Annotated in this window: 16 protein-coding genes; 4 read left to right on the top strand and 12 right to left on the bottom strand. The window is 48.8% G+C overall.

Annotation, left to right across the window (positions count from 1 at the left end; translation table 11 throughout):
- Positions 1-17 precede the first annotated feature (17 nt).
- The 4 genes from NYR53_RS02280 to NYR53_RS02265 all read right to left on the bottom strand — a co-directional run bounded on the left by NYR53_RS02280 (position 18) and on the right by NYR53_RS02265 (position 3,331).
- Positions 18-452, bottom strand: a complete 435-nt coding sequence (locus NYR53_RS02280) for a YkvA family protein (RefSeq protein WP_261303746.1) — start codon at positions 450-452, stop codon at positions 18-20.
- A gap of 337 nt (positions 453-789) precedes the next feature.
- The gene (locus tag NYR53_RS02275; protein WP_261303745.1) at positions 790-1,410 is read right to left on the bottom strand and encodes a LysE/ArgO family amino acid transporter; all 621 of its coding nucleotides are present in this window, start codon (positions 1,408-1,410) and stop codon (positions 790-792) included.
- A gap of 5 nt (positions 1,411-1,415) precedes the next feature.
- A complete protein-coding gene (aguB, locus tag NYR53_RS02270; RefSeq protein ID WP_261303744.1) occupies positions 1,416-2,291 on the bottom strand; it encodes an N-carbamoylputrescine amidase in 876 nt (291 codons plus the stop codon).
- A gap of 5 nt (positions 2,292-2,296) precedes the next feature.
- Positions 2,297-3,331, bottom strand: coding sequence for an agmatine deiminase family protein (locus tag NYR53_RS02265; RefSeq protein ID WP_261303743.1), 1,035 nt, complete (start codon positions 3,329-3,331; stop codon positions 2,297-2,299).
- A gap of 241 nt (positions 3,332-3,572) precedes the next feature.
- Between NYR53_RS02265 and NYR53_RS02260 the strand changes: the two genes are divergently transcribed.
- Positions 3,573-4,208 (top strand): FMN-dependent NADH-azoreductase, encoded by a 636-nt coding sequence (locus tag NYR53_RS02260; RefSeq protein WP_261303742.1) that lies wholly within the window; start codon positions 3,573-3,575, stop codon positions 4,206-4,208.
- Positions 4,209-5,182: 974 nt separating this feature from the next.
- On the opposite strand, the gene NYR53_RS02255 is transcribed toward NYR53_RS02260, so the two are convergent.
- Together NYR53_RS02255 and NYR53_RS02250 are read right to left on the bottom strand one after the other, a co-directional pair.
- Positions 5,183-5,920, bottom strand: a complete 738-nt coding sequence (locus NYR53_RS02255) for a metallophosphoesterase family protein (RefSeq protein ID WP_261306250.1) — start codon at positions 5,918-5,920, stop codon at positions 5,183-5,185.
- Positions 5,921-5,940: 20 nt separating this feature from the next.
- Complete coding sequence (locus NYR53_RS02250) at positions 5,941-7,233, bottom strand: hypothetical protein (protein ID WP_261303741.1); 1,293 nt, start codon at positions 7,231-7,233, stop codon at positions 5,941-5,943.
- An 11-nt stretch (positions 7,234-7,244) separates the two neighbouring features.
- On the opposite strand from NYR53_RS02250, the gene NYR53_RS02245 reads away from it, so the two are divergent.
- Both NYR53_RS02245 and hmpA read left to right on the top strand, forming a co-directional pair.
- Positions 7,245-7,526, top strand: a complete 282-nt coding sequence (locus NYR53_RS02245) for a hypothetical protein (protein WP_261303740.1) — start codon at positions 7,245-7,247, stop codon at positions 7,524-7,526.
- 541 nt (positions 7,527-8,067) lie between these two features.
- A complete protein-coding gene (gene hmpA / locus NYR53_RS02240; protein WP_261303739.1) occupies positions 8,068-9,282 on the top strand; it encodes an NO-inducible flavohemoprotein in 1,215 nt (404 codons plus the stop codon).
- A 28-nt stretch (positions 9,283-9,310) separates the two neighbouring features.
- Here hmpA and NYR53_RS02235 read toward each other — a convergent pair whose 3' ends face one another.
- The 3 genes from NYR53_RS02235 to NYR53_RS02225 form a co-directional block, all read right to left on the bottom strand.
- The gene (locus NYR53_RS02235; protein WP_261303738.1) at positions 9,311-9,814 is read right to left on the bottom strand and encodes a Crp/Fnr family transcriptional regulator; all 504 of its coding nucleotides are present in this window, start codon (positions 9,812-9,814) and stop codon (positions 9,311-9,313) included.
- Positions 9,815-10,287: 473 nt separating this feature from the next.
- Positions 10,288-10,782: a hypothetical protein gene (locus NYR53_RS02230; RefSeq protein ID WP_261303737.1), complete on the bottom strand. Its 495-nt coding sequence runs from the start codon at positions 10,780-10,782 to the stop codon at positions 10,288-10,290.
- A 99-nt stretch (positions 10,783-10,881) separates the two neighbouring features.
- Entirely contained in the window at positions 10,882-12,141 is a 1,260-nt protein-coding gene (locus NYR53_RS02225; protein WP_367618611.1) for an ROK family protein, read from the bottom strand.
- A 93-nt stretch (positions 12,142-12,234) separates the two neighbouring features.
- On the opposite strand from NYR53_RS02225, the gene xylA reads away from it, so the two are divergent.
- Positions 12,235-13,554: a xylose isomerase gene (xylA, locus tag NYR53_RS02220; RefSeq protein WP_261303736.1), complete on the top strand. Its 1,320-nt coding sequence runs from the start codon at positions 12,235-12,237 to the stop codon at positions 13,552-13,554.
- A gap of 298 nt (positions 13,555-13,852) precedes the next feature.
- Here the strand turns inward: xylA and NYR53_RS02215 are convergent, their stop codons facing one another.
- From NYR53_RS02215 to NYR53_RS02205, 3 genes are read right to left on the bottom strand one after another with little or no spacing between them, the layout of a single operon-like run.
- Positions 13,853-16,108, bottom strand: coding sequence for a glycoside hydrolase family 88/105 protein (locus NYR53_RS02215; RefSeq protein ID WP_261303735.1), 2,256 nt, complete (start codon positions 16,106-16,108; stop codon positions 13,853-13,855).
- A gap of 14 nt (positions 16,109-16,122) precedes the next feature.
- Positions 16,123-17,859, bottom strand: a complete 1,737-nt coding sequence (locus tag NYR53_RS02210) for a prenyltransferase/squalene oxidase repeat-containing protein (protein ID WP_261306248.1) — start codon at positions 17,857-17,859, stop codon at positions 16,123-16,125.
- A gap of 12 nt (positions 17,860-17,871) precedes the next feature.
- The gene (locus tag NYR53_RS02205; protein WP_261303734.1) at positions 17,872-18,819 is read right to left on the bottom strand and encodes a sugar phosphate isomerase/epimerase family protein; all 948 of its coding nucleotides are present in this window, start codon (positions 18,817-18,819) and stop codon (positions 17,872-17,874) included.
- Positions 18,820-18,901: the final 82 nt, after the last annotated feature.

The raw sequence follows: 18,901 nt of genomic DNA, 5'->3' as shown, positions 1-18,901 counted from the left end.
AAGTCAATCAAAGCCCCCTATTTTGCACCTTGCTCATCACTCTCAGCTTCCTTTTCCTTCTCCTCCACAAGCTGCCCATCGATGTCGATAACATCCTTGCTGCTCATCACATCTTCACCGAGAAAATCCCTCAGCTTACTCTTCGCTTTGCGCTTTACATCGTCATCGATACTCTTTGCGACAGCTGCCAAAGCAAACCCCAGTGCACTTAAATCATCCACATACCCAACAATAGGCAGCAAATCCGGCACAAGATCCAGCGGCAGAATGAGATAACCCAGCGCGCCATAAATTTGAACTTTAGCTCTTATCGGCGTTTTCGGACTTTCTAAGGCATAGAAGAGCAGCAGTCCGCTGTAAAGAACTTTGACGCCTGCCTTTTTGGCGCCCTTTTTTAATTTCCACCAGAAGCCGTCGGTTGAGAAATATTTCTGATATTTGGAAGAGTTCATCGTGCGATCACTCCAATCATTTTTAAATATATAACCCATATTCAACAAAAATAAAGCACTCCAAGGCTGATAATCCATGTTGTTATTTTATTAGTGTGCTCTCCGCAAGGCCAAGAAACTCACGGTTCTACGCTTGCTCCTTCACCTAGTGAATCTATGCTGATTTTGTCACAGAAGTGCGTCCTATTGCAAGACGTCCATAAAGAAAAAGAACTAGTCCGGAGAGTGACCATGTTCCCCTTGCTCTCAAAATGTTGGCTATTTTGATAAATAGCGCATCGCATCGTAGTTCCTTTTGCTGCTTCCGAGTTTCACAAATGCTAAACAAAAAAAAGAGCTACTCCCCAAGGAGCAGCCCTATGATGGCTACCAAGCCAAACACGCTTAAAATAACACCGGATATTCGGTTAATCCATCCTAAAGCCGACACATGAATACGATCCCGAAACATCCCAATTACGAGACTTAGCGCAAGCCACCATAAGGCGGAGCCTACGAATACGCCGATCACCAGGACAACTGCTGAAGCAATGCCTGTCTGTGAATCGCCCATTCCTAAACCAGCAAAAGCGCCAAGAAAAGACATAATGGTCATCGGATTCGTAATGGTTAGCATTAGTGTGGAGAGGTATGATCTGAAAAGTGTATTGCCTGAGGCTTTGGCTGCATTGGCAGAAGGCTTAGAGCGGAAGGTCCGTACGCCCAAATAACAGAGGAACAAGCCGCCTACCGCTTGCAGCAGCGACTTTTGGTCTAGCAGGAAGCTGGTTATCAGCGTAAGACCGAAACCGGCGATAAAGCCGTAGAAAGCGTCCGCCGATGCAGCACCCAACCCCGACAAAAAGCCGTGCAATCTACCTAATGTGATCGTTCTTCGGATACATAAAATACCGATGGGCCCGACCGGTGCAGCGATCGAGAGCCCCAGTAAAATTCCTTTCAATAACGGAATGAGCATCTTGATTACAGTACCTGCTCACCATCATACGTAGCAATTTTCTTGTATAGATCCGGACGACGGTCGCGGAAAATGCCCCACTCGATACGCTGAACTTCGAGCTGATCGAGGTCGAATTCGGCTACAAGCACCGTTTCCTCATCACGGCCGGCTTCCTCAATCATGTTACCCTGCGGGCCTGCGATGAAAGACGAACCATAGAAGTTGATGCTGGATTCCTCATCTACTTCTTTCCCGATCCGATTCGACGCGATAACCGGCATCAAGTTCGACGCAGCGTGGCCGCGCATACACATTTGCCAGTGATCCTTGGAATCGATTGAACCATCCTGCGGCTCGGAGCCGATAGCGGTTGGGTAGAACAGCAGCTCTGCACCCATCAAAGCCATAACCCTTGCGGCTTCCGGGTACCATTGATCCCAACATACGCCTACGCCGATTTTGGCATAGCGTGTTTTCCAAACCTTGAACCCGGTATCACCAGGGTTAAAATAGAACTTTTCTTCATATCCCGGGCCATCAGGAATATGACTTTTGCGATAAAGGCCAAGCACTTCGCCATCAGCGTCGATGACAGCTAACGAGTTGTAGCGAGCGTAATTCTTTTTCTCATAAAAGCTAATCGGCAGTACGACCTGAAGCTCTTTGGCAATTTCACGGAAATGATTGATCGCTTTGTTATTCTCCAGCTCCGTTGCGTAATGGTAGTAATCGGACTTCTCTTTTTGGCAGAAATACGGTGTCTCAAACAACTCTTGGATCAAAATAATTTGAGCGCCCTTCGCGGCTGCTTGGCGAACCAAGGCCTCTGCTTTGCGAATGTTTTCTTCTATATTAGTGGAACAGCTCATTTGCGTTGCTGCTACGGAGACTTTTCTCAATGGAATCACCCTTTCTTGCTGGCTGGCATTTGTTGCGTCGTGCAGTGGACGTTGCCGCCTTCTTTGATAATGGACATGCCGTTAATTGTGCGAATTCTGCGATCCGGGAAAGCTGCGCTTAGCACCTCTACCGCCTTACGATCCGTCTCTTCCGCAGTTCCGCCGAACACCGGCAAAATAATGCCGTCGTTTACGAAATAAAAGTTCAAATAGCTCAGCGTCAGACGCTGCTCTTCAAAGAACGTTAGAGGTGGCTGCTCGATCTGAATAATTTCAAAAGAACGTCCCTTAGCATCGGTCGCATTGCGCAGAATTTCTAAATTCTCCTGTGTAATCGCATAGTTTGCATCCGCTGGATCATTGCAGACCTGCAAAATGATTTTGCCTGGAGCAGCGAAGCAAGCAATATTGTCGACATGACCGTCCGTTTCATCGCCGTCCAGCCCTTTATTCAGCCAGATCATTTTTTCGACGTTGACGAAGCTTTTCACAAGCTCTTCGATTTGTTCACGGCTTAGATCTGGATTGCGGTTCGTATTCAAGAGACATTCCTCGGTGGTCAAAAGCGTACCTTCTCCATCTACATGAATGGAGCCACCTTCCATTACGAGTGGAGCGTCAAAACGTTTCACTTCGTGATGCTCCAAAATTTGGGGAGCTACGTTATCATCAAGATCCCACGGCGCATATTTGCCGCCCCATGCGTTGAATTTCCAATTCACAGCTGCGATTTCCTGCTGTTCATTTAACAAGAACGTTGGACCGTTATCACGGAACCATGCATCGTTATGCGGAATAATGAGAAAATCAACGTTTTTTTCGTCGAACATTGCCTTTACATCCTCAGCATCCGCCGGGTTCACGATTACCGTCACTGGCTCGAACTCAGCAATTGCCTTGGCCAAATCTGCATAACCTTTGGATACAACCGCATGATCCTCCGGGTAAACCATCGAAGATTGAACGGGCCATGAAATAAATGTACGTTCGTGTGTTGTCCACTCTGCTGGCATTCTATAGTGTAAATCCTTAGGTTTCATCTCATCCATCTCACTTTATATATAAATTTGTTGGCAGCCATATGAAGGGCACAAATTGATGTCAATTGCACCGTCTTTCATCATATACCAAAAGGAGCTTAGGCTCAATGTACATAGGTTTACAAATTTAGCAATCGTTAAAATCAATTTGTTCTGCCCTGCATATTTTGTTTGCTTTTAATGAACATTATATATGGCTTTACTCGCTTTACCATGCAACCAAATGAAAGGACGGATCACATTGGCAACTGTTTTACACATCACAGCACATCCTCATGATCACCAAACATCATTCAGTATGGCTGTTGGCAAAGCCTTTATTGATACCTATCGGGAAGCCAACCCTAATGATGAAGTCATCCAACTGGACTTGTACAGTATGCAAGTGCCTCACATTGATGCTGACGTATTCAGCGGGTGGGGAAAATTACGAGGCGGCCAACAATTCTCAGATTTGAGCAAGGAAGAACAAACAAAAGTAGGTCGACTCGGCGAAATAACGGATCAGTTTGTAGCAGCGGATAAATATGTGTTCGTTACGCCAATGTGGAACTTTTCTTTCCCACCGCTAATGAAAGCTTATATCGATGCTATTTGTATCGCTGGCAAGACGTTTAAGTACACAGAAACGGGCCCTGTAGGCTTATTACCAGACAAAAAAGCGCTGCATATCCAAGCAAGCGGCGGTGTTTATTCGGAAGGACCTGCTGCCGCTATGGAAATGGGACATCGTTATTTAAGTGTCATCATGTCTTTCTTCGGTATTACGGATTTTCAGGGGATTTTTGTTGAGGGAATGGCTCAGACACCGGACAAAGCTCCGCAAATTAAAGAGGAAGCGATTAGCCGTGCGCAGGCATTAGCTAAAACGTTCTAAGCTTGACTTGAAGAAGGGGCTGTCTCAAAAGCCAATTTATTATTTTCAAGCCCCACTAAGAGTCTAATTTCATAAACAAAAGAACCTCCATCTCCTACTGTGCTAGTTGAATGGAGGTTCTTTTGTAATATTTGGGACGTTCTCTATCATACGAACATTTTTGAGACAGCCCCATTTTCCGTACTCGGGAGTGAATCCATATCCCCAATTCTGTGCCTGAGGATCCGTTTAACGCGTTCGATATGGAAAATAGGGCAACCGAAGCTGCTTATTTGTTCGAATAGCTCTTGTTATGGATACTTAAGCAAGCTATGTTTGCTTATTGATCGCTAATGCGCCCAGAAAGTCATGTATTTGTAGAACATTAGCACAATCTGTGGTCTTATCTCATGAGTTACCATGATAGTTAGAAGGAATTAGCACATCTAGCTTGCCTATTCATTCCCGATCACAATGTAGATATATTATGACCAAGACGAAGGCTATATTTGTACGCGAGATAGATATTGATATGTTTCACAGGCTAAATCGGCTATAAAGAACCTCCATCCCCCACTATGCTAGTGGAATTGGAGGTTCTTTTGCGTAAAATTCGGGACGTTCTCAATCATGCGTATACTTTTAAGACAGCCCCTTTGTTATCGATCAGTTGTCTTCCTAGGCCATGGCGGAATCGAGAGTTGGTTTCCTTCCGAGGATTCTCAAACCTCGCGAAAGGGAACGTCGATGCGTTATTTTGCTCGAAAATGGCTAAAAGGCTATCCTAGCGGAACCTCAGTGCGTTATTTCCACTTTGAGAACCGCGTTTCAGTCCAAAATGGAAAAATGACGCATCCATGTTCCCCTAAGGCTCAAAAATGCCGATATTTGCGCATTGTACTTCCTCTTGGCTATAGATAGAATCACTAAAAGCTAAGTAAACTGTTTAAAGTCTACTTAGCTTAGCTTAGTTTAGCTTAGCTTTGCTTTTTTTATTACTCTTTCGTCTTTTTCCCGCGATATTGACCCGTCCGCAATTCCAAGATATAGGCGTCCGAATCCGGCATCCGTTCATCTTTCGCATGTTGGACAGCGAGTTCAATGTCATAAGGCACTCTCACATGCTGCAGATTGAACGCTGCGGGCTGTTTGCTGTGGTAATTCCCCTCAAGAATGACATAGGAAGCTTGTGTCATATCTAGCGGATTCCCTACACTACCTGTGTTGAAAAGCATTTTCCCCCTAAGAACCTGCAAATACGCGTTGTGAACATCCCCATAGCCTGCCACATCAGCTTGCAAAGGCTCCCCGCACAAGTTCGAGGACTCGAACATCGACATTCTGCTTTCCATCGGGTCCCATGGCTGAATACGTTCATAAACACTTCTTGGCGAGGCATGGAATAACCGCACGAACTTCCCGCTCATCCAAAACTCATAGCAAAAAGGCAGCCCTTTCAAATAAGTCAACCGTTCGCGTCCAAGCCTAGTTTGCTGCCAAAGTAACACCGGATCTTCGGTAGGATTACCGATGAAATCATCCCAGTTTCCCATAATGACCGTTTGGCAAACTTCTCGCACGTGATCAACGATGAGATCCGAATGCGGACCCTTCCCTACTAAATCCCCCAGACAAATGACCTCTGTAACATGTCGATGCTGAATATCCTTCATAACCGCTTCGAATGCAGGCATATTACCATGGATATCTGAAATAATGGCTAATTTCTCCACCAACCCACCTGCCCCTCATGTTAATAGTGTTCGTTACGTGAAACAGACATTACCCTCCCGCTCGCTCTGCCCACTAAAAACGGATACATGAGGTACAACCCAACCACATATAAAAGGGCCGCTATATAAACAGGAAGTAAATGAACGAAGTCCATGTAGCCAATGTGAACATGCACCAGCAACCCGGCAGCAAAACCGGGAAGACCGCCCCACAGAAACGTCCACCACAACCAGCTTTCGCCTTGGTTGATCCCCCATAAAGCAGAGGCTGTAATCGCTACCGCAAGTGAAAAGAGCGCTCCGCCAAATCCTGCCCGGTCATGCGCAATGAGCGGAATGATGTGATTGTTCCAATCAGCAAGCTGCTGGGATGTCAGGCCCAGATAGGCTAAATCTGTCGGTACGAACACGGTCGTGATACCGACGAAAGATATCGTCAAGCCTCCGATGGCTAACCCAAATCCGAGTATAACGAAGCAGCATTGCCCCCACTGCGCTCTGCGCCAAACAGAATCATTCAGCATGCCTGGCTTTTTCCGGGAGGGATGATCTTTCAAGCCGCGCAAAGTGAGCAGCAGCATCGGCAGAAGCACGGCCGCTGCTGCGGCATGAAGAGGATCAAAATAACCATAACCGAGATAAAGGAAAAAGCTGCTGAAACCTACGGCACATGAAGTCATTACGGCCGTTCGCGCCCAGTGCAGCCCGCTTCGCAGGCCATGTCGAGCCAGTTGATAATAAAAGATACCTATCGAAATCATCGTTCCTGCTAACGTAATGCGGTCGTGGGACATGAAATGTATAATATGCCCATTAAAACGGTTTATGACACTTCGGCTCACGCCAAGAAAAGTTTCGTCGTAAGGCAAGAGGACACTTGTGGACGCAATAAGCCATGCGAGTACGCCACCAATGATCATGCCAATACCCAGCAGGCTCATCCAGCCCCAATTGGCCCAGAACGAAGGCGGCTGGGGCTCAGCGGTTTGCTTAATGCGATCATGAATGATCGCTTCGTTGACTCGCTTGGGCAGCCCTGGCCCCGCGTACACCAGCCCGCTGTGCAGCTGGACGCTATTCGCTCCGGCTGCCAACAGCTCCAGTGCGTCCTGCGGCTGATGAACGCCGCCGGCAGCGACAATCGTGCTCTGCTCGCCGAGCGACTCGCGGAGCAGCCGGACCTGGCTCAGCTGCGCGCCCAGCGCCTCCGCACCGCCGCCGACGCGTTCGCGGCGGGTGCCCGGCTCGCGCAGCGCTTCGCCGACAACGACACCGCTGAAGCTTGCGGCGGTGTCGATGAGTTCCCGCAGCATCCCGAGGGGAGTTGGCTGCGGCAGGTAGAGCAGCAGCGGCTTCCCCTGAGCCGCTGCTAGTTGGCGTACCTCACGGAGGTACGCTATGGCTTCATGCGATGGCCAGCCTTCGGCGAGGCCATCGATGTAGAACCCCGCCGCGTACGGCGCCAGCTTCGAGAGCAGCTCCTGCTGCTCGAGCAGCGCCTCGCGCGGCGAACTGCCCGGCATCGGCCGCAGCCGCACGAAGTGCGGCAAGCGATGCCCCGTGCCCTTGCGCAGGCGCGCGACGATCGCGTCCGCGCCGTCATTGACATAGCCATCGGGGTACTCGATGGCCTCCACGGCCGAGTCGCGCTCGATCGGCGCGTCACTGCGCACTTCTCGGACCGTCACAGGTCCGATCTCGATGAAGCCGAACCCGAACTGGGCCAGCGCCTTGTGCGCGGTCCCGTGCGGATCAAGCGTGCCGCTTAGGCCGATGGGACACTGAATCGGCACCCCCGCCAGCTCATCCTCGAGGATCGGCGACAGTTCCATGTGACCCATCGTTTTGATCACCAACGTTCCGCCTGGGACACGGCTTAATCCACCTATGGCATGAAGGGTCAGGTTCCGGGCTATGCGCCCCGGCAATCGAAATAGCAGCGGACGAAATATCGCGTGATAAGACCAATCAGGCATCGATAAGTACTCCTGTATTTGTTTATTTTATCCAGTATACCGCGAATTCCGCATCATGCCTACGACACAGATTGTTGCTATTCCCTGTGATTATAATCACATAGGCTCACTTCTATTTTTCACTATACTTAAGGCATCAAGATAATCTAGTTTGAAGTGAGGCGGTCCTTAATGTTAACTGAGCAAACCATCCGAGTTATTAAATCCACAGTTCCCGTACTGGAAGTTCACGGTGTAACGATAACCAAACGTTTCTATGATCGATTGTTCACAGAACATCCCGAGCTGTTGAATATATTTAATCATGCGAATCAAAAACAAGGCCGGCAGCAAACCGCGTTAGCCAACGCCGTGTATGCGGCAGCCCTGCATATTGATCGGCTTGAAGCCATTTTGCCTGCTGTGAAACAAATTGCCCATAAGCATCGCAGCCTAGGCGTCAAGGCAGAGCATTATCCAATTGTCGGTCAACATTTGCTTGCAGCCATCAAAGAAGTTCTTGGCGATGCAGCAACCGACGAAATTCTTCAAGCTTGGGCTGAAGCCTATGGGGTCATAGCGGATGCTTTTATCAGTATTGAAGCCGAGATGTATGATACGTCTGCGCAGCAACCGGGAGGCTGGAAGGATTTCAGACCGTTCCGAGTTGAACGCAAAAACAAAGAAAGCGACGTCATCACTTCCTTCTACCTGGCACCTCAAGATGGGGGCGCACTCGCAGCATTTGAACCAGGGCAGTATGTAAGTATTCGAATTCAGATTCCAGGGGAAGATCACACTCATATTCGGCAATACAGCCTCTCGCATGCACCCGGGAAGCCTTACTACCGCATCTCCGTTAAACGGGAGGACAACAATCCTGCTATTCCTGCGGGCAAAGCTTCGGTCTATCTTCACAATCAGGTGCAAGAGGGCGATGTGCTGTGGTTGTCCGCGCCTGCTGGCGATTTTACACTGGATCAAAAGGATACTCGGCCTGTTGTCCTTATCAGCGGCGGTGTTGGGCTGACGCCAATGGTCAGCATGCTTCATACTCTTACAACCACGTCGCCGAATCGTCAGGTTACCTTCATCCATGCCGCTCAGAACGGTCAGCACCACGCGCTGCGTAAGGAAGTTGAAGAACTCGCCATGCAGCATCCGCAAGTGGCTGTTGCTTGGTGCTATCAGCAACCGACGGAAGCCGACGCAGCCGAGCAAGCTTTTCATAAAGAAGGATATATCGATTTGCCATGGCTCCAAAGCATTGTACCGACTGTGGATGCTAGCTTCTATTTCTGCGGACCCGTACCGTTTATGAAAACAGTGAATCAAGCACTCCGTGAATGGGGTGTTCCCGATACGGACCGCCACTATGAATTTTTTGGTCCTGCGGGCACCCTGTAAACGAATGAGCGATCTGGTTTCTCATAAATTAAGGTCTTACATTCTCCCTCAGTAGACGATTCACGGTCTCCCGGCGAAGCCCGATGAACTGACCGATTTCCTCCTGCGTTAGCACGTCTGTAAGTTTCGACGTTCCCAGATAGTGCCCAAACCAGCTTTCGAGCTTCATCAGTTTGACTGCGGGCGTCACTTCGGTCAGTTGGTCAATACGCTGCTGCATCATGCGCAGCTTATCCTGTAATTGTCGTGCAATCGTGCGGAAATGCTCCGGGGTGCGCTCCAGCTCTTCGTACCACTGCGCAGCAGGTAGCACCTCAATGTCACAAGTGACAAGCGCTATCGCCGTACCGTAGTAAGGGCTTGGACTAATGAGCGAATGATGGGGAATCGTCTCGCCTGGCACAATGATATTCACAAGCGTCGTATTCCCGTCCTCATGAGCACGGACAATTTTCAACAGGCCAGTTTGAAGCCGGTACAGTGGCCCCGTGTCTCCTTGACGGAATAGGATTTCTCCTTTGTGCAGTTTCATTTATATTCTCCTTTTTATGAATAGGGTGTCGGTGCACAAGGAGATTTTAGCGTTTTAGCAGCTGAGCTGAATCCCCTAAGGCTTCACCAAGTTCAAGGAGAACTATTCTTCAACGCCTAAAATAACTGCGAAAGTGCAGGTATTTTGCTAAAATCGTTTCAGAAGTGGAAAAGCCTGCTAATATCAGGGATTTTCAGCTTTTCCATCGTGAAATTAAAAAAGACCGAAAAAGCCTGCACATTTGCAGGAATTTACGAATAAGAGCTATTTAAAGAAAAAAAGCATGTACAATTGCAGGTATACTCCTTCTCGTTAAAGTTCGCTCCAGCCCAAAACTTATTCTTTCTTATATGACTAAAAAAGGGGTAAGCTCCGCTTACCCCAAGCTCAATTTCTTATATGTTGTAAAAAAAACGACAGCATTCACCTGCTGATCGCTTTTTGTTTATATTTGCTAGCTAGCTGGTAACCAACTATAGCTCTTTTTTTAACGGCTCCAGCTTCGTGCGAAGCGGCGAAAGTGCCATTGTCAATCTGGCAAACCAATTCAACTGCTCGACCTTGCCAATGAGCCAAATCGACCCCACCAGCCCTAGTAAAGAAACGAAGACGGCTGCAGGCAAAGCCCAGAATGAGACTGAATGAGCAAAATAGGGAATGAACGAAACGGACAGAATCGGGGCCGCGTTCCATTTGAACCACTGAATGAGAAAGATGGTAAGTATAGCTGTTATGAAAAATGATATGGCGCCGTGGCTTATCGCATACATAGTACTGCCGAGAGTCACTGCTATGATAGCACCTATCGTGATGCGCCCAATGTCCTTAATTTGGTCCACCCGGTGCATAAAAAGAAAGCAAAATGCCCCAAGTGTCGGATAAAACACCATCTTCATTGATGGGAAATGATAGGATGCCCAGTAAGCCCCCATGAGGTAGCCGCACATCACTAGTGAACGTAGAAACATCGTTGGTTCCAGTCCTTTGTTCTCGAATTTTTGGCACTTTTCTCATTGTACAAAAGTGACCATCCTTCGGTCAATCACATGGAAGGAATCCCCATCATCTCAGTTCCGATCTACCGAAACCGTTGTCTCCACGAAAAAGGTGGCCACCGCAAAAGATGCCGCCCCAAGTACAGTCGACCGATCGCTCAGCTCGCTGAACGCCACTTTCAGCTGCTTGCGCGGATGCGGCAGGGAACGCTTCTCTAGCAAGGCCAGCAGCGGTTTCATCAGCCATCTCTCACTGCTTGCTAAGCGGCCGCCGAGAATAATATATTCGGGATTGTATCCGTTGATAATATTAACTACGCCTACGCCGAGATAATAACCAAGGCGCTCAAAAAGCGCGATCACTTTAGGATCTCCGGCTTCGGCTTTGCTCAGCAAAGCCTCCAGATCCACCGTGTCATCGTTAAGCTCGCGGCGCGCCTGCGTGAGGAGCGCGTGCTCCGACGCATACAGCTCCCAACAGCCTAAGCTGCCGCAGCTGCACTTGGGCCCGTCGTGCTGGATCGAGATGTGCCCGATCTCACCAGAGAAGCCGGTCGCTCCGCGGTACAGATCGCCCTTAATGATGATCCCGGCACCGATCCCGATGCCGATCGACACATACACCAGATTCGCCGTGTCTTTACCGGCTCCGAACTGTTTCTCCCCCACAGCTCCTGCGTTCGCTTCGTTATCAATAACAACCGGAATATTGAACGTCTCCTCGATTTGCTGCTTCAAAGGCACGTTCTCCCAGCCCAGATTCGGCGCGAACAGCAGATTGCCGCTCTCATCACAAATACCCGGTACTCCAATGCCGATTCCAATAATACCGTAGACGCTCTCCGGCGCGCCTTCGATCAGCCCGCGGATGGTCGTTTTCAACAACTGGACGACCTTTTCGACAGATGCATTGTCATGCTGCACTCTTACTTCGCGGATGATCTTACCGCTTAAATCTGTCAGCACCGCGAGAATATCATTAACCCCAAGATCTACCCCGATGGCATAACCCGCTGTCCCATTAAAAAGCAGCATCATCGGCTTCCGACCGCCGCTTGATTCACCAACACCGATCTCTTCGACGACGCTGCTCTCGATCAATTCATTAACAAGACTCGACACCGTCGCCTTCGTCAGCCCTGTAATTTCTGCAATCCGTGCCCGGGATATGGGAGAATTCGTGCGAATATGGTGTAGTACGATGGATTTATTTATTTTTTTAACGAGATTTAAATCGCCTGTTTGCTTCATGTTTTGCCCCCACACTGCTCTAATGGCTTGTCGCTCTTTTTCTAATGAACTGATTTTAACATGAAAGACATTTTCACGCATTAACTAAGTTTGTTTAATGAATTTACAAACTATTCATTTGGTGCTATGATGACTGCATAAGCAATTATTCCTTAATTTATGGAGGCTGAATTCATGAGCTACTTTGACAACATTCAACCGATTAAGTACGAAGGCCGCACATCGACGAACCCGCTTTCTTTTAAATTTTATAATCCCGATCAAGTTATTTTAGGCAAACCTATGCGTGAACATCTGCGTTTTGCAATCGCTTACTGGCACTCTTTTTCCGCTAATGGCTCTGACCCTTTTGGCAGTGGCACGGCGATCCGCGCTTGGGATCAATATTCCGGCCTTGAGTTGGCCAAAGCTCGCGTTGAAGCTTGCTTTGAGCTGCTGAACATTCTGGACGTTGATTACTTCGCTTTCCATGACCGCGATATTGCGCCTGAGGGCAGCACGCTGCAAGAAACGAACAAGAACCTCGACGAAATCGTTGCGCTAATTAAGGATAAAATGACATCCAGCGGCAAGAAGCTGCTTTGGAATACAGCTAATATGTTCACTAACCCGCGCTTCGTTCATGGTGCTGCTACGACGAATAATGCAGACGTTTTTGCTTACGCCGCTGCCCAAGTGAAAAAAGCCTTAGATCATGCCAAAGAGCTTGGCTCGGAAAACTATGTTTTCTGGGGCGGACGCGAAGGCTACGAGACTCTGCTGAACACGGACCTCGGCCTGGAGCTTGATAACCTGGCTCGCTTCCTGCACATGGCGGTTGATTATGCCAAAGAAATCGGCTACGACGGTCAATTCCTGATCGAGCCTAAGCCAAAAGAGCCTTCCAAACACCAATACGACTTCGATGCGGCTACGACGCTGTCTTTCTTGCAAAAATACGACTTGCTGCCGTATTTCAAATTAAACCTGGAAGCGAACCATGCTACGCTTGCTGGTCATACCTTTGAGCACGAGCTTCGCGTTGCGCGCATCAACGGCGTTCTTGGTTCTATCGATGCGAACCAAGGCGATCTGCTGCTCGGCTGGGATACCGACGAGTTCCCGACAGACTTGTACTCGACGACACTCGCGATGTACGAAATCCTCCTGAACGAAGGCGGCATCGGCCGCGGCGGCGTGAACTTCGACGCCAAGGTTCGCCGTACTTCCTTCGAGCCTATCGATGTTGTCTACGCCCACATCGCAGGGATGGACGCTTTCGCACGCGGCTTGCAAGTCGCTGCCAAATTGATCGAAGACCGCGTATTCGATAACATCCTCGACACGCGTTATGCTTCCTTCAAGTCCGGCATCGGCGCCGACATCGTGTCCGGCAAAGCCAACTTCAAAACACTTGAAGCTTATGCGCTTGAGAACAACAGCACCATTGTGAATCAATCCGGCCGTTTGGAATTGATTAAGGCCACAGTTAACCAATACTTGATTAACACTTAATTGTCGAAAATCCCGCTCCAGCCGTTAGGCGTGAGCGGGATTTTTTTGTTTGTCTGTTGGCTTGTGCAGAAAACACATCTTCTCTCTGTAACGATGTTTTCCACCGCTAACGTATAGGGAACGCAGAAATTTGACTCCTTAACGATATAAAACACGCTTAAAGTCGAGGGGAATGAGCAATAAATGACTAATTTGCCACACACTGCTTACAGCTGTCACGTATGTGTCACCTGCTCCCCATCTGTCCCTAACTGTAAGCAGGACTGGCTTCGAACCCACGGAACCAGCCCAATTAACCTTAATTCTTCTGCTCCTCCAGCTGCGACAGCCATCGCTTCAGCTTCACAACTTCTGTCCCAGCCAGCATCATAATGCCAACCCCATGGTTGTCATTCGTTACGGTGAGCAGGTCCTTTTTGTAATAATCAGCGGTAAAGGCATACCGCGAGCCGCTGCAAACACCATGCACATTGCCCTGAGCGTCGATGGCCATACGGGTCAAACCGTCCCATGCTTTCAACGAAGCATGGATGAACCTATAAGGCTGATCCAGCCAGCCGAATCGCACGCCTCTCGCAAAGGCATAGGCGAACATCGCGGTACACGAAGCTTCCTGATAGGCGTCGGGATCGTTCAACACTTGATGCCACAGCCCGCTTTCGGCTTGCAGATCGGCATATCCCGTGCACAGCTCGTTAAAGAAATGCACTAACTCCGGGCGAGCTTCATGCTCTGCGGGTAGAACCTCCAGCACCTCTGTCAGCGAGAAGAGTGTCCATCCATTCCCACGGCCCCAAGGAATGCCGGTAGCCAAGCCGTATTTGAAATCAAATACATGCGACATGATGCGCTGATCCGGCATGTACAAATACTTGCGGAATAACAGAAATTGCTTCGCTGCTTCATCCAGTGCTTTGCTGTTGCCGGTTATCCCCGCATAGCGGCACAGGAACGGGGTGCTCATGTAGAGGTCATCGGCCCACATCGTATTTTCCGAATACTCATCCTGACATATCCGGTAAAAGGCTCCGTCTTCCTTGCGCTCCAGCCGCTCGAGCATGAAGTCGGCAATTCGCGACGCAATCGGCAAGAAACCCTGATCCTTAACTTCTTCAAAAGCTTCAAGCATAGCAGAGCCGAAGGATCCGAAATTATCCAGCATTTTCATCAACACTAACTGTTGATTGATCGCCGGGAATCCGTACTTCTCTCGGTCCCATAAGGAGTATTCGAACATGTCTGTACAGCTTTGAACATGTCCTAGGGCATAACGGATAATATCAGGCCGCTCCAGCAACCTGCCTGCTTGCAGCAGCCCATAAATGGTCACGCCAAGCGGATAATCCCAGCGGGCATAATTCGTAACGTTGCCGACAGTCCATTTATTGCTCAGCATAGCGTTCTCGTAATACGGACGCAGCCAAGCGTCAGGTCCATCCAATCGCCAATACGTTTTGTCGCTCCCCCCCTGGGAGTGCGATTCCAAATGCTGAGGATAGACGCGATCAGTTCGGAGCAAATCCTCATAGGCTAGCTCAACGCTTGAATCCAGTGGCCCTAGGTAGAACCAGGACTCAGCTGAACCGTGAACCTTCTGAGGAGAGCTTAAAGGGACAACCTCTCCCCTAACAGAGGCACTCAGCGTGAAGCCCCACGCGTTGTTTCCACAAATACTGCGAATCAACAGATCATGTTTGCCAAAAGTAACCGGCACCTCCACCTGAAAGCTGCTTTCTTTCGCAAGCTCCAATACCTGCTTCCCATCCAGCCAAACGGTTATCGGACCTGCCGTATGACCCTTCAACAGGCAGGACTCCTCGCCTATACTTCTCTTGTCCAGCTTGGTCCATGCGTACGCTTGCTTACCAGGTAGTAAGCCGAATAAACGCTCACAGACAGGCTTCGCAAGCTCGCCTTCACTCCACTCACAGGTCGGCAGCCAGCGCAGTCCGTGCTCTTTCTCTGACGCCAAACCATCTGGCAGCGGACTACCCTCGAATACATCCCTGTCAATCGGTGCAGAGTAGACCCATCCAGCCTGACCACTCCTTTCTTCAAAAGGGGTAAGCACATTCAGAATCCGTACTTTGGCTTCATCCGATCCGAACAAGCAGCCAAAACCCGCCGCCGTATGCTTAGCTTTGATGAAAAGTCGGTTCCAGCCTTTCACAAAGTTCAAATTAAGCTTAACGCTGGCATCTGGCTTAATTTCATCGATTACGTTGGAGCGATAGGCACGCTCATCATTGAAATAGAACTCAATCGGCCCCAAACAGCGGAACAACACATCCAGATTTCGTTCACCATCACTCCACACTAGACCAAATGCATACGAAAATTGGCCGGGTCTTGCTTCGGGAAATCTCTGCCCCAGATTCAAATCAAACATCCCATCCTCGTTTTGCAAAACGCCAGATCGGTAAAAGGCCCGGAAAGCGAAAGGAACGGGCGGATTAGCCCCAATGTAGCGGTCCGCAAGCACCTTCAATGTTCGGTTGTCATCGTCTCCTAAGCGAGACTGTATACTCTCTTGTTCATTAAAATATGTCGTCATGTCGACCTTCCTTTCTACAGTAGGCGAACCGTAAATGTCCGGTCGAACGGCGTCACCAAGTTCACATGGACGTATTTGCAGCCAGTTGGATGTTGATCTTCACGAAGCACTGGCAGCAGATGCTCGTAGGCGCCTGTTGAAATCTCAATTGCATCTTCAGCCACCGCATATTTCATAGAGCCACTTTTCAAGAAATATTTCCCTGCCTCGGCTTGGGCGAGATCACTGCCGCTAACCGTACCCTCATCTCCAAAAATAAAGGATAACTGCGTGAAAACATCCTCTCTCTCATCGGAAAGGATACGAATCGTCCATTCCCCGTCTCCTTGCCTAATTTCCGCTTGAAGCTCCAGCTTTTGCAGATGTGTTATCGGCCTATGCTGATGCGGTAGCAAGTACCAAGGACTGAGTGTCGCTCTCTCCGCTGACTCCGGCAGAAATTGGCGCGGAATCGGTCCGTTATATCCTTTTTCTAATACGATTCCTAACTTATAGACGCCCTCCTCAGCAGTTAGATGTGCGAACTTCACAATCCCAGGTGAGAAGGATGTAGACAACTTAATGCCGAGCAGCCTTACTTTGCCATGGCGAAGGGAGAAGAATGACGGCGTTTGCGGCATAATCGTCACACTCTGATCCAGCTCCCGAATGCGTACAAGCGGAGCACCGAAGGCTAAGTGCATGCTGCTGTGCTCGATTTTCATTTGGTGGCCCACGCCATCGATTTGCGCCAAATGCTCGTTGATGGGGTGATGCTCATTTATCATTTTGACATAACGATCAGGTAGCGGAGTGCGTTCCAATCCGGAAATATCTACTTCGGGATACAGCAATAAGCCCAAGAGAGCATTGTTATTCACCGCTTCCGTACGCTTAATAAAAGTACCTGCATAGTCTGACATCGCAGCGAACAATGGATCTTTATCATGTGCAGCCATTAGACGATAAATGAGGAAATAGGTCGCCATATCAAACGTCTGTCCGAAATCCTGGCGACCCGAATAATCGGTTACCACCTCGCCGGATGGATGGATCAAATACACCATCATGCGCAGATTGCGGCGCACGCATTCTAATAATTCTGGGCGGTTAAGCACACGACCCGTATGGTATAACGCAATATCGCTGACGGCATTATAGATGCCGTTGCTGCGCTCCGTCCACTCGCCATCCTGTGTAATATCCATACCTTCTGCTAACCATTCATCCGCTCTGGCTATCAGCTCAGGCATTTGGAAAATCTCATACAGCAGCGAAAGTGCCGCAGTAATAACCCAGCGATGGTTCGGTGTATGACATCCGCCTGTCAGCATCGCAGGGAGCGTACGCTCCAGGAAAAGCCTCAGCTTAGCGGAGGCAGGCTTCACAGCCGCCCAGTCATGCGTCTCAAGCAGTTGATAAATTTGTGTAATTCCGCCTACGACAAAGGCTGTATCTGGAGGGGAATTATAATTAGTTGAACCTAACGAGATCGTTCCGTCAGCATGTTGACGGTTCAAAATAAAATTCGCTGCTTTGTCGAAAGCGGCCAAAAGTGTCTCATCGTGATAGTAACGTGAATCTGGATTAACAATAGCCGAAGCCCATACAGCCAAAACGTTTGGCGTGCTGAGATGATTAACACGGGCAATGCCTGTCTCATCGATAATCCCGCCAATATACTTCGATGTTGGATCAAGCACCTGCAGCTGCAGCGTATCTGCTGTATGTTCGTCATAAATGTGTACTAACTGTTTATAAGCAGCGTCCATGCTGATCACCTTTTAACCTTTCATAGCTGCAATTTTACTTGTAATAAGCCTGTGGCTTTCATCAATCTCATCCGGCTGGCAAACGGCTTTCAGTTCATACACCTTGACTTTGGCAAAATCAATTGCCTCCAAAAAATGATCAAAGTATTGCAGATCTTTACTGTGTACATAAGGACACCAGTGATCGGACAGCTCTAGCGTTTCATGGATATGTACGCCATAAATATAGCGTTTCACTTCCTGCAGCTCCTTGAGATTATCGTACAGGCCCATCCGATCCATCATCATGGCGTGACCGATGTCGTACCATAAGTAAACCGGACTGCCTTTCAGGTTATCGCAAATGGTTTTCGCTTCCATTAAGGTCGGCATCTGATAGGACCTCGAGCGTGTTTCGATGCCAATGGCTACTGACCATCCCTGTTTGGCTGCATGCTCGCTTACTTCCTCCAAACTGTCTTGAATCCGCTTGGTGTAGAGCGGGCTCAACCGCTCCCGTCTTTCGGACATGTCCTTCCAAAGCTTTTGATATTCCGGTGAATCCTTCCCGTGATCCCTGTACAGCTTTTTCAAATCCGAATCAATGTTATATTCAAAAGGCACTTCACCTGGATGTACGACAACGGCCTTCGCTCCGTAGCGGTTTGCATATTCCATAGACCGGATCAACAGTTCCACGGATCGCTTGCGCTTCACCTCATCATCGAAACCGAGCATAACGGAGTCCGTATCGTAATCCTTATCATTGATAAAAGGAAACACATTGTGGACACTGGATACGCCAATTTCCCCTTTCTCGATCATCGGCTCAATCGTCTTCATCATCTCTTCTGTCACGTTATAATTCAGTTCAACATTGCGAAAGCCGAGCTCCTTGATCTCCTCAATCATGTTCCTTCCAATCGTATGCTTCTTAATATTCCAGCAAGTAGAAAATGAGTATTCGCCTTTATCCAGCATGTCTGTTCCTCCTTAGAACTTTGTTGTTATCATTTCCTTCAAATGAAGAAAAGCCAGATTACCCTTATTTCTTTGCAGGGAA

This window comes from Paenibacillus andongensis, from assembly GCF_025369935.1.
Taxonomy (GTDB): Bacteria; Bacillota; Bacilli; order Paenibacillales; family NBRC-103111; genus Paenibacillus_E; species Paenibacillus_E andongensis.
The sequence above is the reverse complement of the archived record's forward strand: the minus strand, read 5'-3'. Positions and strand labels throughout refer to the sequence as shown.

Excerpts from the sequence above, each read along its gene's own strand:
- NYR53_RS02205 (WP_261303734.1), bottom strand. The coding sequence starts at position 18,819 with ATGCTGGATAAAGGCGAATACTCATTTTCTACTTGCTGGAATATTAAG.
- NYR53_RS02280 (WP_261303746.1), bottom strand. The coding sequence starts at position 452 with ATGAACTCTTCCAAATATCAGAAATATTTCTCAACCGACGGCTTCTGG.
- NYR53_RS02250 (WP_261303741.1), bottom strand. The coding sequence starts at position 7,233 with ATGCTGCGGGAACTCATCGACACCGCCGCAAGCTTCAGCGGTGTCGTT.
- NYR53_RS02235 (WP_261303738.1), bottom strand. The coding sequence starts at position 9,814 with ATGAAACTGCACAAAGGAGAAATCCTATTCCGTCAAGGAGACACGGGG.
- NYR53_RS02225 (WP_367618611.1), bottom strand. The coding sequence starts at position 12,141 with ATGCGTGAAAATGTCTTTCATGTTAAAATCAGTTCATTAGAAAAAGAG.
- NYR53_RS02275 (WP_261303745.1), bottom strand. The coding sequence starts at position 1,410 with ATGCTCATTCCGTTATTGAAAGGAATTTTACTGGGGCTCTCGATCGCT.
- NYR53_RS02215 (WP_261303735.1), bottom strand. The coding sequence starts at position 16,108 with ATGACGACATATTTTAATGAACAAGAGAGTATACAGTCTCGCTTAGGA.
- xylA (WP_261303736.1), top strand. The coding sequence starts at position 12,235 with ATGAGCTACTTTGACAACATTCAACCGATTAAGTACGAAGGCCGCACA.
- NYR53_RS02230 (WP_261303737.1), bottom strand. The coding sequence starts at position 10,782 with ATGTTTCTACGTTCACTAGTGATGTGCGGCTACCTCATGGGGGCTTAC.
- NYR53_RS02210 (WP_261306248.1), bottom strand. The coding sequence starts at position 17,859 with ATGGACGCTGCTTATAAACAGTTAGTACACATTTATGACGAACATACA.
- hmpA (WP_261303739.1), top strand. The coding sequence starts at position 8,068 with ATGTTAACTGAGCAAACCATCCGAGTTATTAAATCCACAGTTCCCGTA.
- NYR53_RS02265 (WP_261303743.1), bottom strand. The coding sequence starts at position 3,331 with ATGAAACCTAAGGATTTACACTATAGAATGCCAGCAGAGTGGACAACA.